Genomic DNA, 15,674 nt, shown 5'->3' with positions numbered 1-15,674 from the left:
CCGGCCCGGACCTGCCATCCCGAGAGGACGGATCGTCCCGTGGACCAGCACGTGCTGCCGTACGGCGCGAACACGACCGACGGCATCCCCGAAGCCGACGCACCCACACCCACACCCCTTCCCGCGGACCAACGCGTCGGCGCGGACCACGACGAGGAACCCGCCGAACCGCACATCTGGCGCAGCGTCAACTGAGTGCGACAACACCCGCGTTGCGCTCAGCCCCGATGGATCCGGTCCACCAGGATGTCGATCACCAGCGGCGTGCGCGGGCCGAAGCTCAGCAGTACCCCGTCCTCCAGGGTGACGACGCGCCGGTTCATGCCGGCCGGGGTCTCGCGGATGCCGGGGATGCCGACGAGGCCGTCGACTCCGCCGACGGATTCCAGGCCCTTGTCCATCATCAGGATCACGTCGGGCCGGGCGGAGACGAGGGCCTCGCTGGTGAGGGGGGTGAACGGCTTGTCCAGGCCCGCCTCGACGCCCGCGTCCACCGCTCCGGCCGCCGCGATCAGGGAGTCCGCGCCGGATCCCCTGCCGCCCATGAGGTAGACGGCCGCGCTGCCGCGCATGTACAGGAAGGCCACCTTGGGCTCGCTGCCCCGGGGTACGGCCGCGCGGGCGGCGGCGAGTTCCCTGTCGATGCGGGCGTTGAGCGCCTTGCCCGCGGAGGGGACGCCGAGGGCCTCGGCGATGCGGGTGGTGCGGGTGGAGACGTCGGCCGGTTCGGTGGCCGGGTCGAGGACGACGACGGGGACACCGGCCTCCCGGATCTGGTCGATGGCCTCCTTGGGCCCGGTGTCGGTGTCGGCGAGGACCACCGTCGGCTTCAGCGACAGCACGCTCTCCGCGCTCACGTCGTGCGCCCTGGTCACCTGGGGGAGCTTCTTCGCCTCCTCGAAGGTGGCGGTGATGTCCCGGCCGACGACCCGGTTCCCGAGCCCCAGCGTGAACACGATCTCCGCCACGCCGCCGTTGAGCGGCAGGATGCGCGAGGTGTCCTTCACGGTCACCCGGCGGCCGTCGGAGGAGTCGACGGTGACCGGCAACCGCGGTGCGGGCGCCTCGCCTTCGAGGGGGACGAGGGTGTTCGTCGCGAGCCGCTCCTCGGCCACCGCCGCCCGCTCGCCCGCCGAAGCCGCGGACGCCCCGGCCCCCGACTCCGATCCCGACGAGGACGAGGAAGGCGAGTTGCCGCCGCAGGCGGCCGTCAGCAGCGCGAGGGCCAGCACGACGGGCGCCAGGCCCCTGCGCCGCACAGGGAGCTTCTGGCATCTACCGGACATTCGCATCGCTTGACCTTCCGAGTCTCCCGTGTGACATTCCGTCGACCATCAGGTTAGGTTAGGTTTACCTTAATAACCAATGGTGGGGGTGTTGACGTGAATGGGGCAAGTGGCCTGCGCGGCAGACGAGTTGGAGGAGCCGCCGCCCTCGCGGCGATCGCCCTGACCCTCTCGACGGCGTCTCCCGCGACCGCCGCGGGCGGCTCGGCGACGGGTCCCGAGGGCCAGAAACTCACCGTCTCCAAGTCCTCCGGCCTCGACCCGTCCGGCGAGACGGTGACGGTGTCCGGCACCGGCTACAACACCGAGAAGGGCATCTACGTCGCCTTCTGCGTGGACAACGGCGCCGGGAAGACGCCGACCCCGTGCATCGGCGGCGTCGACATGGCCGGCGAGTCCGGGGCGTCGGTGTGGATCTCCTCCAACCCGCCGTCGTACGGCGAGGGGCTGGCCGAGCCGTACGGCGGCAGCGGGCACAAGGGCACGTTCAGCGTGCGGCTCAAGGTGCGCTCCAAGGACGCCAACACCGACTGCGCCAAAGCAGGCGTGACCTGCTCGGTGATCAGCCGCAACGACCACACCCGCGGCAGCGACCAGAGCCAGACGGTCCGGATCCCGGTGACGTTCGGCGGCAGCGGGAGCGGGAGCGGCACGGCGGACGACGACGGCGGCGCCGCGACGCCGAGCACGACGGCGACCGCGGGCACCACCGGCGGCACGACGGGCGGTTCCGGTGACAGCGGCACGGAGTCGTCGAGCGGTCCGCTGGCCAGTACCGGTTCCGCCGCGCTGACGGTCGGGCTCACCGCCGCCGGGCTGGTCGCGGCCGGTACCGGCACCTGGTTCTGGGCACGGCGCCGCCGTACCGGCCACGCGGGTGGCCCGAGTGCCGGCTGACGGCGACCGCGCACCCCACGACGCGAAGACCTGACGCCGAGACCTCATATCGCAGAGGGAGAACCGAAGATGACGAGAAGACCCGGCGCCGCCGTTCTGGCGGGCGGCGCGCTGCTCACGCTGCTGGGCCCGGGGGTGGCGGCCGCGCAGGGCGGGGAGGCGTTCCCCCGCGAGGTGTCCGGCGGATACGCGAGCTGGAGCACCGCCGGGACGGAACTGGCCGACCGGGGCGTGTCGGTCGACGTGACCGCCCCCGCGACCCGGGGCGCGGCGGACCGTGCCTGGTTCCCGGCCACGGGCGGCGGCACGGACCCCGAAAGCGGCGACGCGGACGTGGAGTTGGCGGGGTCGGCCCGGCTCTCCGGTGCCGCCGGGCCGTTGACGCTCGGCGCCCTGCGTCTGGAGCTGCGCGAGGGCACGGGCACGCTCCGCGCCCGGACGGCCGTCGGCACCGAGGCCCGGGAACTGCCCCTGGCCGACGTGACCCCGGGCGCCGGCGCACCCACCGTCCGCACCGGTGGTGTGACCTGGACCGGACTGAAAGCGGCCCTCACGGACGAGGGGGCGCGACTGCTGTCCGAGTGGAGCGGAAGCCGGTTCACGGAAGGGGACAGCCTCGGTCTTCTCGACGTGACCGTGGGCACCGGAAGCGCCGACGCCGCACCGGCGCCTCCCACGCAGCCGGACGCGACATCAGGACCGTCCGCCCCTCCCCCGGCCCCTGTCCCGGCACCGGAGAACCAACAGGCGGTGCGGGCCGAACCCGCGGCCTCGGTGGCGCACCCCGCACTGACGGCCGGCGCCGAACAGACCGTCACCGGCACGGGTTTCGAGCCCGGTGACCTGGTGCTGGTCGCCGTCGACGACGACACCCGCCACCAGACCGTGGCCGACGAGGAGGGCCGGATCTCCCAGACCTTCCCGGTGTACGCGACGGCCGACCAGGGCGCGCACACCGTCGAACTCTCCACCGTGACCGGCGAACGCGGCGCCGTCACCCGGTTCGAGGTCCAGCCCGCCGCGGAGTGATCCGGCGTGTTACCGACAGTCCCTGGCATCGAGGAGCGGGCCCCACGGTCCGCTCCTCGGCATGCCCAACTCCCCGAGAGAACAAGGGTGTTGGGAACTCTTTGCCCACTGTTGACAATTCCTTCGCATCCATATTTAGGTTTGCCTTACCTAACTCCAGTCGGAGTGGGGACACCCCCTGAAAGGTGAGACGCTCGCCATGAGAGCCGTTCCTTCCGCCCGTACCGCCGCTCGGGCCACCCTCGCCGTCGCCGCCTGTGCCGCCCTCACCCTGGGCCTCGCGACCTCCGCCTCCGCCGCCACCTCGACCCGCACGATCGTCGACGGCAGCACCACCTACAACCTGTCGGTGACCGCCCCGAACACGGCCTCCGCGGCCGGCCAGGTCATCAACGTCACCGGCTCCGGCTTCAACACCGGCCAGGGCGTCTACGTCGGCCTGTGCGTGGTCGACGGAGCGCCCGGCGCGGCCAAGCCCACCCCGTGCCTGGGCGGCCAGGACGAGACCGGCTCCACCGGTGCCTCGCACTGGGTCAACAACACCTTCGGCGGCATGTTCGCCAACAGCTCCAAGTTCGGCACCGGCGGCACCTTCAACGTGAACATCTTCGTCAAGGCCACCCTCGAAGACGGCCGCGTCTGCGGCGACGACGTCACCTGCGCGATCGTCACGCGCGCCGACCACTTCGACACCAACGACCGCAAGTACGACGTCCACGTGCCCATCAGCTTCCAGTAGACGCCCGCCGGACCGGGCCCTCACGCGGGGGCCCGGCTCTCGCACGACCGGAGTGCCGGGCGCACCCGACACGTGAGGAACCCTTCATGACAGACGACACGCCCGGCCGGGAGCGGCCGGGCCGCAGCGGCGGGCTCCGCCTCAGACGTCCCGCGGCGCTGCTGGGCGCCGCGGCCCTGCTGGCCGCCGCCGTCACGGCCGTCAGCGTCGGATCGGCCGCCCAGGCCGCCGACACCCCGAAGACGGCACTCGGCAAGAACGGCCAGAAGCTCTCCGTCTCCGCCTCCGCGAACCTGGACCCGGACGGCGAGACCCTCAAGGTCACCGGCGACGGCTACGACGACACCAAGGGCATCTACGTCGCCGTCTGCAAGGACAACGGCGACAACCGCATCCCCACGCCCTGTCTGGGCGGCGCCGACCAGAGCGGCGGCAGCGGCGCGTCGGTGTGGATCATTCCCCGGGACGCCTCGGACGAGGGCGCGGGCACGGTCGCCGTCCGGTGGGGCGAGGGCGGCACCTTCGACGTCCAGCTCAAGGTGCAGGCCAAGGACGGCGGCCTCGACTGCCTCCAGGTCGCCTGCTCCGTCGTCACCCGCGTCGACCACAACGCCGCCGGAGACCGCTCCCAGGACGTCCGTATCCCGCTCACCTTCGAGGGCCAGGACCCCGGGGGCGGCGGTGGCGACGGGGTGGACGTGCCCGCCGGCACCGTCAGCTATGTGAAGGCGGCCGAGTCCACCGACGTCGGCAAACCGCTCGGCGTCCTGCTCCACCCCGACTCCGGCAAGCTGTACGTCGGTTCGGACAACATCCCGGACACCGGCGACGTCAACGAGGCCGGGCTGTACGTCCTGGACCCCAAGGACGGCAAGGTGCTCAGCCGCGTCGCCCAGGCCCCCGGCTCCACCGGCACGATGCTGCCCCGTCCCGTCCACCGGCTCATCACCCCGCTCGCCGGCGACGGGGTGGTCTTCCAGTACCCGGTGCGCGGCATCGGCACCGCCAAGGACGGCGACACGGCCGCCAAGGGCGTCTGGCCGCCCGGCTCCGCCGTCACCGGGGCCGTGCCCGGCACCGACGCGTCCACCGTTCTGCTCTCCCAGGGCCCCGTCCTGTCCGAGGTCGAGATCGCCACGGGCGCCGTGCAGCGCACCACCACCCTCGAAGCGGGCGGTGACCTCGCCTCGGACGTCCGGCGCGGAGTCCTGTGGTCCGCCGAGGGCACGGGCGGGAAGCTGCGCCGCGTCGACGCCGGCTCGCTCGCCGTCACCGCCCAGGTGGACCTGCCCGCCGAGATCCTCTCCTTCGTCCGGGTGGATCCCGAGACCGGCAACGTCTGGGTGGGCACCGGCTATTCGGTGCTCGTCCTCGACAAGGACGCCAAACTGCTGACCACCCTCAAGGGCAAGGACCGGCCCACGGCGGTGGCCTTCGACGAGGGCACGGGCGAGGCGTTCGTCCTGCGCGAGGACTACGGCAGCGCGGACGACGGCGCGGACAACGTCGGCGCCCTGGAGGTCTACGACAGCACCACCTTCCAGCCGGCGGCCGAGCCGCTCGCCCTGCCCGGCAGCCGCTCCGCCACCTTCGCGGGCATCGCCGTGCCCCCGAGCGCCGGCTCGGTCTTCGTCACGAACCAGGCCGAGAACAAGGTCGTCAGGTACGACCGCCGGGTCTCCCCCGAGGTCACCCGGTCCCCCACCGACCAGTCCGTCGTCCCGGGCGACACGGTGACGTTCGTCGCCGCCGCCCAGGGCACCCCCGAGCCCACCGTGCGCTGGCAGGTGAGCCCGGACGGCGGCCAGACCTGGAACGCGGTCGAGGGCGCCACGAAGAACGCGTACTCCTTCACCGCGAGGGCTGCGCAGAACGGCTACGCGTACCGCGCCGAGTTCACCAACTCGGTGGGCACCACCCGGACTTCGCCGATCACCCTCACGGTCACCGCGGCCGGCGGCGACGGCGGCACCGACGGGGGCGGGGGCGGCGGCGAGGACGACGAGCCGTCCGGCACCAGGACCGTCACCGGCCCGGAGGGCCAGAAGCTCACCGTCACCCCGGTCAACAACCTCGCCACCGAGAACCAGACCCTGAAGATCACCGGCTCCGGCTACGACGAGGACAAGGGCATCTACGTCGCCCTGTGCGTCGACAACGGCGCGGGCGAACTGCCCACCCCGTGCATCGGCGGCGTCGACATGAGCGGCGGGTCCCACTCCTCGGCGTGGATCTCCTCCAACCCGCCCGACTACGGCGAGGAGCTGGCGATCCCGTACACGGCGGGCGGTTCCTTCGAGGTCGAGCTCACGGTGGACGCCAAGGACGAGTTCACCGACTGCTTCAAGGCCACGTGCGTGCTCGCCACCCGTGCCGACCACACCCTCTCCGGCGACCGCTCCCAGGACGTGAAGGTCCCGGTCGCCTTCGTCGGCCAGGACCCGGTGGACACCGACCCCGGCACCGGTGACACCGGCGGTACGGGCGGCTCCGCTTCCGGGGGCACGACGGGCGGCGGTGCGGGCACCACGGGTGGCGGCGCCTCCGGCTCCACCACCGGCGGCTCGGGCACCTCGACGGCGGGTGGCGGCAGTCTCGCCTCCACCGGCGTCACCGTGCTCTCCGTCGCCGCGCTCGCGGCGGCCCTGCTGGGCGCCGGCTGGCTGGCCCACCGCCGCGGCCGCACGGCCGGCTGACGGGCACCGGGCCCTCCCTCACGGAGGGCCCGGCACGGCGGTCGGCTCAGATCGACACCGCGACGGCGTTGTACGTCGTCTCCGGTGTCGGCGGGGTCGTGAAGCGCGCGTTGACCAGGTACAGGCGGTCACCGAAGCGGGCGGCCGTGGTCGGCACGTCGAAGCGCGGGTCGGTGACGATCCGGCGCAGGGTGGCGGTGGTGGCCGCCTTGTCGAGGTCCCAGACGCTGATCAGGTTCAGCCGGTTCTGTACGACGTACAGCGTGCGGCCGATGCGCCACAGGCCGTCGCCGTTGACGACGGTGTCCTGGCCGACCAGCGTGATCCTGGTGGCGTGGCCCGTCCTCGGGTCCACCCGGTACAGCTCGCCCGGTGTGCTCTTGACGACGATCAGGCCGCGGCCGTCCGGGGTGTCGACGATGCCGTTGCCGTTGTTGACGTCGGGCAGCTGCACCCAGTCCCCGGTCAGCGGCAGCGTGCGGATGCCGCCCGTCCGGCCGCCGCGCGGAACGCCGTAGAGGAACGCGGCACGCGAGTCGGTGAACCAGGCGCGGTCGCCGAGGAGCGTCACGTCGTTGATGAAGTGGCCGGTCGGCTCGGAGAGTTGATGGGTGACGAGGAGCTCGCCGGTGCGCGCGTCGTGCACGCGGGCGACGCCGGTGTTCCCGGCGACGTAGAGCAGCCCGTCGTGGTCGGTCTTCAGCCCGACGGAGATCAGGCCGGCGGCCCCGGCGAAGAGGGTCTTCCCCTCGCCGGTGCGCAGGTCGGTGCGGTGGATCGCGCCGTTGGCGCGGGAGCCCATGTAGGCGTACGGCTTGTGGCCGATGGCTATGCCCTCGGGAAGGAAGCCGTCGGGCAGCGGGAACTCCGTCGGCCAGGTGGCGTTCGGAGTCGCGACCGCCGTGCCGGTGCCTGCCGTCACCGTGAGGGCGGCGAGAGCGGCGGCACCGCCCAGCACGGCGCGTCTGGTGGGTCGGGGGTGGGTCGAGCTCATGGGTGGGGCCTCCATGACGTCGGCTCGTTGACGACAGCGATGGCAGAAGTGGAGAAGTGCAGAAGTGATGACAACTGCGCTGCCTGTGACGTGAGTTGACAACGATTTCGCGCCTTGGGGAGTTCCCCGTGACCCGCCCGCCCCGGCTGTCACGTCACACGGCCCGCCACCACCCAGGTCGAGGGGAGTTCGATCCTCGTGCCGTCGGGCCGGTACTCCGTCGTCGTCAGCGGCAGGTCACCACTGGCCAGGATGCTCAGCCCGGCCACGTTCAGATACACGGGGATCGCGTCGTCGGCGACCTCGCCGGGCGCGATGCCGTGCCGGAAGACCGGCGCCAGCTTGGGCGGCGGGCCCTCGGCGCTCCCGGCCAGTCCCAGCAGGATCGCCTTGGCGTCCTCGGACAGCTCCACGAGGAAGGCCCGGCCGCGTTCCCCGACGAGTGCGGCGATCCCGTCCACCAGCGCCTGCCGGTCGTCGGGGTCGGCCTGGTGCAGGACGCCCCGCATGTAGACGTTGGCGTCCCCGACTTCCGCGTGCAGGGTGTGCGTCTCATCCTTGTCGGCGGCGTCCAGTGGCCGGTAGGACGCCTGTCCCGCCGGATCGGACCGCCGGGCGTGGTCGAGGGCGGCGGTGGACAGATCGGTGCCGACGACCCGGGGGAAACGGTCGGCGAGGAACCGGGTCTGGGTGCCGTTCCCGCAGCCGAGGTCGATCATCGGCAGCGTGTGGTCGACGAGATGGGGCTCGAAGAGCGCCACATGGACACCGGCCGTCAACACCGGCTCGGCGTCCCAGAACACGGACCCCCGCTCCCCCGGCGCCTCCCGCCAGAACCCCTCCCACGCCTCCCGATACCGACTCGTCACGCTCATGTCCAACTCCCCAGGATGCGACGCCGACCCGTCCCGAGTGACAGGCCAGTACGGTGTATCGCGCGCTGTTCACGCCCACAAGGACCCGGCGCACACCTTCACCAAGCGTTCGACAACCGACCCAAGGGGCGCGGGGCTGTATCCATGTGCGGCTCCGCCGCGTGGGCGCGACAAGCCACAACGCACCCGCAGACTCCCGACACCCCGACGCGGCACTCTCGTCCGAGAACTCACCGCCGGGGCAAGGTCAGTTCGAACCAGACCGTCTTCCCCGCCCCCGTACGGCTCGCGCCCCACTCCCGGGCCAGCATGCTGACCACCCGCAGCCCTCGCCCCACCGCGTCCTCGGGCCCCGCGCTCAGCAGGTTGGGCAGCTCGTGGTCATCGTCGTCCACCTCGCACAGCAGCGTGTCCCCGCGCACCAGACGCAGCGCGACCGGCCGGCCGTGGGAGTGCCGCACGGCATTCGTGACCAGCTCACTGACCATCAGCTCGGCGGAGTCGGCCAGCCTGGCCGCCCCCCACTCGTGCACCTGCTCCCGCACCACCGCACGCGCCCGCCCCACCTCGGCCGGGTCGGGGCGAAGCCGCCACTCGGCCACGTCGTCCGGTTCGATCCCGTTGAGCCGGGCCATCAGCAGGGCCACGTCGTCCTTGCGCCCGCCGCGCGTGTTGAGCGCCCGGATGATCGTGTCGCAGGCGTCGTCCATGGAGGCCGCCGGATGCGCCGCGGACTCGCACAGGGTCGCGAGGCCCACCCCGATGTCCTCGCCACGCACCTCCACCAGCCCGTCGGTGCACATCACGAGCCGGTCCCCGGGCTCCACCCGCACGCGCACCGACTCGAAGGGCACCCCGCCGACGCCGATGGGCGCACCGGTGGGCAGGTCGAGCAGCTCGCTGCGGCCGCCGTCCGCCCGGACCAGCACGGGCGGGATGTGGCCCGCGTTGGCGAGGTGGAGCTCACCGGCGATCGGGTCGTAGACGGCGTAGAGGCAGGTGGCGAGGTAGGTGTCGCCGAGACGCTGGGCGAGGTCGTCGAGCTTGCGCAGCAGCTGGGCCGGCGGCAGATCGAGCGCGGCCATGGTCTGTACGGCCGTACGCAACTGGCCCATCATGGCGGCCGAGTTGAGGCCGTGGCCCATGACGTCGCCGACGACCAGCGCGGTGCGGGCGCCGGGCAGCTTGACCGAGTCGAACCAGTCGCCGCCGACCCGTCCCAGCAGCGTGCCCGGCAGATAGCGGGTGGCGATGTCGCAGCCCGCCATGCGCGGCGGGATGTGCGGCAACATGCTGTCCTGGAGGGTCTCGGCGACGCTCTCCTGGTAGGTGTACATGCGCGCGTTGTCGAGCACGAGACCGGCGCGGGCGGCGAGTTCGGCGCCGGTGACGCGGTCCATGTCGTTGAACTCGACGCGCTCCGGGTGGCGCAGCAGGATCATGAAGCCGAGCACGACGTTGCGTGCCTTCAGGGGCACGATGAGCATGCTGCGGCCGGTGATGAGGGGCCGGATGTCCCGCTTCTCGAACTGCGAGGCGATGGCGTGGCCCATCTGCTCGCTGATGCGCGGGACGAGGACGGGCTCGCCGCTGGTCATGCACTGGAAGAACGGGGTGTGCGCGGGGAACGGCATGGCCTCGCCGACCGGCACCACGTCGTCCCAGCGGCCGGGTTCGTCGGTGTGCTCCAGGGCGACCCGGTGCCACATGGTCGTCGTGTCCGGCACGCCGTCCGGGAACCCCTCACCGGCGACGACCTGTTCGCGCAGATAGGTGCCGGCGACGTCGGTGAAGCGGGGGACGACGGCCTTGCTGACCTCGATGATGGTCCGGGACAGGTCGAGCGAGGTGCCGATGCGTCCGCTGACGTCGTTGAGGAACTCCAGGCGTTCGCGTACGGCGGCGTACTCCAGGTCCTCGACCTCGTCGACGAGGTCCGCCGGGGCGGACCGGCCCTCGGCGAGGGCGCGGGCGACGTGCTCGCGGCGGGCCTTGCGCTCGGCGCGCCGGGCCACGCCCCAGTCGGGGGTGACGGGCACCCGGTCGTTCTGGCTGAACTCCAGGACGGGATAGCCCAGTTCGAGGACCTGCGCGACGATCCGGGCGCTCTCCCCGACGCTCATGCTGGGCAGGATCTCGGGGAGCCGGCCGGCCAGTTCCTCGGCGCCGGGGAAGTCGGTGTGCAGGGCGAAGCCGGGCGCGATCCGCTCGACCGCCGCGTCCTCGTTGGAGCTGTCGGGATCGTCGGGGCCGAACCCCGCCGCGTCCGCCGCGAGGACGAGCAGCCGCTCCCGCCCGGGGCCGACCAACGGGTAGGCCCACCACAGGACGTCGACCCTGCGCCGTCCTTGGAGCGGAATGGCCTCCCGCTCGCCGCCGGGCACGGTGAGCCGGGCCCGGCCCGCGGCCGGGTAGGACAGCCGGCCGTCGAGGGAGGTCTCCAGGTCGGGTCCGAGGCCGTCGTAGGACGCGAGCCGGCCGTAGGACGTGGTCTCGTCCTCCTCGGGGAGGGCGCCGGAGACGGGCAGCAGATCGACGGCCGCCCGGCCTATCGCCTCTTCCTTGGCGGCGCCGAACAGGCGTCGCGCGCCGGTGCTCCAGTGGGACACCAGGCCGTCGCGGTCCACCACGACCACCGCCAGCGGGATGCGGCCCGCGGCGTGTTCCGCCGCGCCGTTCCCAGCTCCGCGGCTGGGAGGTGCGTCCCACTCGGTGCCACGGTCCATGGCCCAGGCCCTCTCTCCCCACGGCTCCGCAAGATCTGTGGCCGCCCTCACCACGGTACGGGGCCGGGCCGTCACGATGTGCGGCATTGCGGGAATTCACCGTGTCCGACCGCTCCGGCGCGCGCCCCCGTGCCCCCGCGTTGAGCAGGGGCGATCGGGCGGCGGCCGGGATTACTGAGGGGTTTTCAGTCCTCGTGCCCCAGCTGGAGGTCACGTTCCGTCCGCTCCCCGCCCGCGACCTTCAGGACGGTGGCGACGGGCGGGTATCCGGCGGCGATGACGGTGTACTCACCGGTCGACAGGTCGACGAACCCGAAGGTGCCGTCCGGGCCGGTGGTGAGCGTGTCCACGACGTTGCCCGCCGCGTCGAGCAGCGTCACCCGCGCGTCCTCCACGGCCCGCCCCAGGGTGCCGGCCCGCACGGTGCCGCGGAGCACGGCGCCCCCGGCGAGTTCGACGTCCTGCCAGGTCTCCCGTGCGGCCCGGACGGTGACGGGGAGGGCGGCGGGCCGGAAGGCGGGCGCGCCGACGGCGAGGGTGTATTCGCCCGCCACCAGCTCGGTGATGGCGTAGTCCCCCTCGGGCCCGGTGCGGGTGCCGGCGACGACCTCGCCGTGCACGTCGGTGAGCGTGACGGTGGCCTCCCGCACGGGGGTGCCGTCCGCGGTGAGCACCGTGCCCGCGAGACGTCCGGCGGCGCCGAGGACGATGTCCAGCTCGACCGGGCGCTCCCCGACGGTCACGGAGACGGCCTGCGGCTGGTGTCCGCCGGCCGCGGCGATCAGGACGTACGCCCCCGGCCCCGGGGTGGCCAGCGTGTACCGCCCGTCCTCGCCGCTGGCGCCCCGCCCGAGCTGCGCGCCGGCGATGTCGATCAGGGTGAGCGCCGCGCGGGGCACCACGGTGGCGTCGGGGTGCCGCACGGTGCCGCACACGGGAGTTCCGGAGAGGTAGGGCGAGCGGGCGTGCGGGATCGGGGCAGGCGCGGGCACGGGCGGGTGCTCCGGCTCGACAACGTCGTCGACGACGTTGTCCAGGTCGCCGTCGGCGGTGGGGTGGGACGCCGCGTCGGTCTCCAGAGGGGTCTCCTTGAGGAAGCAGGCGATCAGCAGGCCGAGGACGAGCACCGGCACGAGGTAGAGGAAGAGCCGCGGCATGGCGTCGGCGTACGCCCTGATGTAGCCGTCGCGCAGGTCGGGCGGCAGCGCGTGGACGAGCTGCGGGGTGAGGGACTCGGGGTCGGGCAGTCCGGCGCCCGCGGGCAGCCGCCACTTCAGCGCGTCGGCGAGCCGGTCGGCGAGGAGGGTGCCGAAGACCGCGGCGCCGACGCTTCCGCCGATCTGCCGGAAGTAGTTGTTGGCGCTGGTGGCCGTGCCCAGGTCGGTGGGCCGGACGGAGTTCTGCACGGCCAGGACGAGCACCGGCATCACCATGCCGATCCCGGCGCCGAGGACGGCCGTCCAGATGCCGTAGTGCAGCCGGGGCGTGTCGACCTCCAGCCGGGACAGCAGCCACATGCCGACGACGGCGAGGGCGCAGCCGATGACCGGATGGCTCCGGTAGTGGCCGGTGCGGCTGATGAGCCGGCCCGAGACGATGGAGGCGCCGACGATGCCGGCCATCATGGGCAGCATCAGCAGCCCCGACTCGGTGGCGGACACCCCGTCGACCATCTGGAGGTAGGTCGGCAGGTAACCGGCCGCGCCGAACAGGGCGACGCCGATCACCAGGCCCACCAGACCGGTGATGTTGAAGACGGAGTCCCTGAACAGCCGTAGCGGGATGAGGGGTTCGGCCGCGAAGCGCTCGGCGACCAGGAAGAGGACGGCGGCCGTCACGGCCCCTGCGCCGAGTCCGAGAACGACCCGTGAGTCCCACGCGTACTCGGTGCCGCCCCAACTGGTCAGCAGGACCAGGCAGGTCGAGGCGGCGGCGAGCAGCAGGGCGCCGAGGATGTCGAGGCGTGCCTTCGCGGCCGGTTTCGGCAGCTTCAGGGCGACGGCGACGACGGCGAGCGTGACGAGGCCGAAGGGCACGTTGACGTAGAAGCACCAGCGCCAGGAGAGCTGGTCGGTGAAGTAGCCGCCCAGCAGCGGTCCGCCGACGGAGGCCAGGCCGAACACGGCACCGATGAGGCCCATGAACCGGCCACGTTCCCGGGGCGGCACGATGTCCGCGATGATCGCCTGGACGCCGATCATGAGTCCGCCCGCGCCGACGCCCTGGATCGCGCGGAAGGCGATCAGCTGGTCCATGGTCGCGGCCCGGCCCGCGAGGGCGGAGCCGATCACGAAGACCACGATCGCGAACTGGAAGACGCCCTTGCGACCGAGCAGGTCGCCGAGCTTGCCGTAGACCGGCAGTCCGACGGTGGCGGTGAGGAGGTAGGCGGTGATCGCCCAGGACATCCGGTCCAGGCCGTGCAGTTCACCGACGATCTTCGGCAGCGCGGTGGCGACGATCATCTGCTCCAGCGCGGCCAGCAGCAGCGCGAGCATCAGCGCGAAGAAGACCAACCGCACACGGCGGGGGCTCAGTCGAGGTCCGGCGGCCGATGCCGGGGGCGGATCCTCGGGAGGAACGGTGGCCGGTTCATCCTGTACCAGAGTCGTTCCGCCCACGAACCGCTCCCCTCGTCGCGCCTGCGCACATTTCCCGCAATAGGCGACAACCACGAGCAAGCGCGACGAGTTACGGCGTCAGACCGGACGGCGTGAAGATCCACTCGATCCGGTGAGGACCCAAGGGGCCCGGGAGAGCGGGGACTTAACCCTCGACCTCGGTGGCGAGCTTGTCCAGCACGACGTCGTAGATCCGGCCGAGCCCCTTGGGCGCGAAGGTCTTCTCGAAGAAGCCGCCGATGCCGCCGGCGCCGTCCCAGGTGGTGGTGACGACGACCCGGGACTTGCCCTCGCCGGCCGGGGTGACCCGCCAGGTGGTGACCATGGAGGAGTTGCGGTCCTTCTCGACCAGCTCGCCGTCGGTGGGCTCGCTGACCTCAAGGAGGCAGTCCCGCACGCGCTTGCTGGTGGCCTGGAGCTTCCAGTGGACGAGGGTGCCCTCGCCGTCGCCGCCCTCGCGCACCTCGTACTCGCTGAAGTGCTCGGACAGCAGCTTCGGACGCGTACCGCTGTAGTCGGCGACCGCGTCGAACACCTTCTCCGCGTCCGCCGCGACGATCCGCTCCGTAGTGGCTTCGACCTGCGCCATCGACTTCCTCCAGGACTTCAAGTTCTCGGGGTTGGGGCAAGCCAACCACCCCGGTCCCCGGCCACCCAAATCGGGGTGCCCGAGACCGATCGGGCGTCGATCAGAAATGCGAGTCGCACGATCAAGGGAACGCGTGTTCTATTATGGGTTCAGTGCTACCGAGGAGGCCTCATGCGCTGGGAGAACCTCACGGACTCCGGTGAACACAGCCGGGCCGACGCCGCCCTGTTCGGCGCCGACGCGGTCACCACCCGTACCTTCGACACACCCGAGTTCCGCGGGATCACCTTCCACGAGATCCGGGCCCGCTCGATCATCAACCGGGTACCGGGCGCCTCCCGCATGCCCTTCGAGTGGACGGTGAACCCCTACCGGGGCTGCTCGCACGCGTGCGTGTACTGCTTCGCCCGCAAGACGCACAGCTATCTGGACCTCGACACCGGCCTCGGCTTCGACTCGCAGATCGTGGTGAAGACGAACGCGCCGGAGCTGCTGCGCCGCCAGCTCGGTTCACGCCGCTGGCAGGGCGAGCACATAGCGATGGGCACCAACGTCGACTGCTACCAGCGCGCCGAGGGCCGCTACCGGCTGATGCCGGGCATCCTCGCCGCCCTGCGCGACCACGCCAACCCCTTCTCGATCCTGACCAAGGGCACGCTGATCCTGCGCGACCTGGATCTGCTGACCCAGGCGGCCGAGGTGACCGATGTCGGCATCTCGGTCTCGGTCGGCTTCACCGACACCGAGCTGTGGCGCACCGTCGAACCGGGCACGCCGGCGCCGGAGCGGCGGCTGGAGGTCGTCCGGGCGCTCGGGGAACGCGGCATCGGGTGCGGGGTGCTGATGGCGCCGGTGATCCCGTTCCTGAGCGACCAGCCGGACCGGCTGCGGGCCACCGTGCGGGCGATCGCCGCCTCCGGGGCCACCTCCGTCACCCCGCTGGTGCTGCATCTGCGACCCGGGGCCCGCGAGTGGTTCATGGCCTGGCTGAACCACCATCACCCGTATCTGGTCCGCCGTTACGAGCGGCTGTACGCGGACGGCTCCTACGCCCCGAAGTGGTACCAGCGCCGGATCACCCGTCAGGTCCACGAGCTGGCCCAGGAGTACGGCATCGGCCCCTCGCGCGCGCAGATGCCGCGCCGGATCCCGCAGCCCGAGCAGACGGGACCGGATCTGTCCGAACCGACGCAGCTGTCGCTGATCTGAGAGCATCCGAGCG

General features: G+C 72.2%; 12 protein-coding genes. 6 read left to right on the top strand and 6 right to left on the bottom strand.

Annotated features, from left to right (window positions below):
• Positions 1-39: 39 nt before the first annotated feature.
• Positions 40-195, top strand: a complete 156-nt coding sequence (locus SLINC_RS48195; RefSeq protein WP_159425389.1) for a hypothetical protein — start codon at positions 40-42, stop codon at positions 193-195.
• Between the two features lie 23 nt (positions 196-218).
• Here the strand turns inward: SLINC_RS48195 and SLINC_RS36505 are convergent, their stop codons facing one another.
• Positions 219-1,292 (bottom strand): heme/hemin ABC transporter substrate-binding protein, encoded by a 1,074-nt coding sequence (locus tag SLINC_RS36505; RefSeq protein WP_067442567.1) that lies wholly within the window; start codon positions 1,290-1,292, stop codon positions 219-221.
• Positions 1,293-1,382: 90 nt separating this feature from the next.
• Between SLINC_RS36505 and SLINC_RS36500 the strand changes: the two genes are divergently transcribed.
• The 4 genes from SLINC_RS36500 (at position 1,383) to SLINC_RS36485 (ending at position 6,647) form a co-directional block, all read left to right on the top strand.
• Positions 1,383-2,183 carry an LPXTG cell wall anchor domain-containing protein gene (locus SLINC_RS36500; protein WP_067442565.1) on the top strand — a complete coding sequence of 267 codons (801 nt, stop codon included), beginning with the start codon at positions 1,383-1,385 and terminating at the stop codon, positions 2,181-2,183.
• 69 nt (positions 2,184-2,252) lie between these two features.
• Positions 2,253-3,212 carry an HtaA domain-containing protein gene (locus SLINC_RS36495; protein WP_067442563.1) on the top strand — a complete coding sequence of 320 codons (960 nt, stop codon included), beginning with the start codon at positions 2,253-2,255 and terminating at the stop codon, positions 3,210-3,212.
• A 199-nt stretch (positions 3,213-3,411) separates the two neighbouring features.
• A complete protein-coding gene (locus SLINC_RS36490) occupies positions 3,412-3,951 on the top strand; it encodes a hypothetical protein (protein ID WP_067442561.1) in 540 nt (179 codons plus the stop codon).
• 86 nt (positions 3,952-4,037) lie between these two features.
• A complete protein-coding gene (locus SLINC_RS36485) occupies positions 4,038-6,647 on the top strand; it encodes an immunoglobulin domain-containing family protein (protein ID WP_067442559.1) in 2,610 nt (869 codons plus the stop codon).
• Positions 6,648-6,693: 46 nt separating this feature from the next.
• On the opposite strand, the gene SLINC_RS36480 is transcribed toward SLINC_RS36485, so the two are convergent.
• The 5 genes from SLINC_RS36480 to SLINC_RS36460 all read right to left on the bottom strand — a co-directional run bounded on the left by SLINC_RS36480 (position 6,694) and on the right by SLINC_RS36460 (position 14,452).
• The gene (locus SLINC_RS36480; protein WP_067442557.1) at positions 6,694-7,641 is read right to left on the bottom strand and encodes an SMP-30/gluconolactonase/LRE family protein; all 948 of its coding nucleotides are present in this window, start codon (positions 7,639-7,641) and stop codon (positions 6,694-6,696) included.
• A gap of 149 nt (positions 7,642-7,790) precedes the next feature.
• Positions 7,791-8,516, bottom strand: coding sequence for a class I SAM-dependent methyltransferase (locus tag SLINC_RS36475; protein ID WP_067442555.1), 726 nt, complete (start codon positions 8,514-8,516; stop codon positions 7,791-7,793).
• Between the two features lie 230 nt (positions 8,517-8,746).
• The gene (locus SLINC_RS36470) at positions 8,747-11,242 is read right to left on the bottom strand and encodes a SpoIIE family protein phosphatase (RefSeq protein ID WP_067442553.1); all 2,496 of its coding nucleotides are present in this window, start codon (positions 11,240-11,242) and stop codon (positions 8,747-8,749) included.
• Between the two features lie 185 nt (positions 11,243-11,427).
• A complete protein-coding gene (locus SLINC_RS36465) occupies positions 11,428-13,863 on the bottom strand; it encodes an MFS transporter (RefSeq protein ID WP_067442551.1) in 2,436 nt (811 codons plus the stop codon).
• 145 nt (positions 13,864-14,008) lie between these two features.
• Positions 14,009-14,452, bottom strand: coding sequence for an SRPBCC family protein (locus SLINC_RS36460; RefSeq protein ID WP_067442549.1), 444 nt, complete (start codon positions 14,450-14,452; stop codon positions 14,009-14,011).
• 171 nt (positions 14,453-14,623) lie between these two features.
• Between SLINC_RS36460 and SLINC_RS36455 the strand changes: the two genes are divergently transcribed.
• The gene (locus SLINC_RS36455) at positions 14,624-15,661 is read left to right on the top strand and encodes an Rv2578c family radical SAM protein (RefSeq protein WP_067442547.1); all 1,038 of its coding nucleotides are present in this window, start codon (positions 14,624-14,626) and stop codon (positions 15,659-15,661) included.
• Positions 15,662-15,674: the final 13 nt, after the last annotated feature.

Origin of the sequence: Streptomyces lincolnensis (assembly GCF_001685355.1) — a bacterium.
Classification (GTDB): domain Bacteria; phylum Actinomycetota; class Actinomycetes; order Streptomycetales; family Streptomycetaceae; genus Streptomyces; species Streptomyces lincolnensis.
The sequence above is the reverse complement of the archived record's forward strand: the minus strand, read 5'-3'. Positions and strand labels throughout refer to the sequence as shown.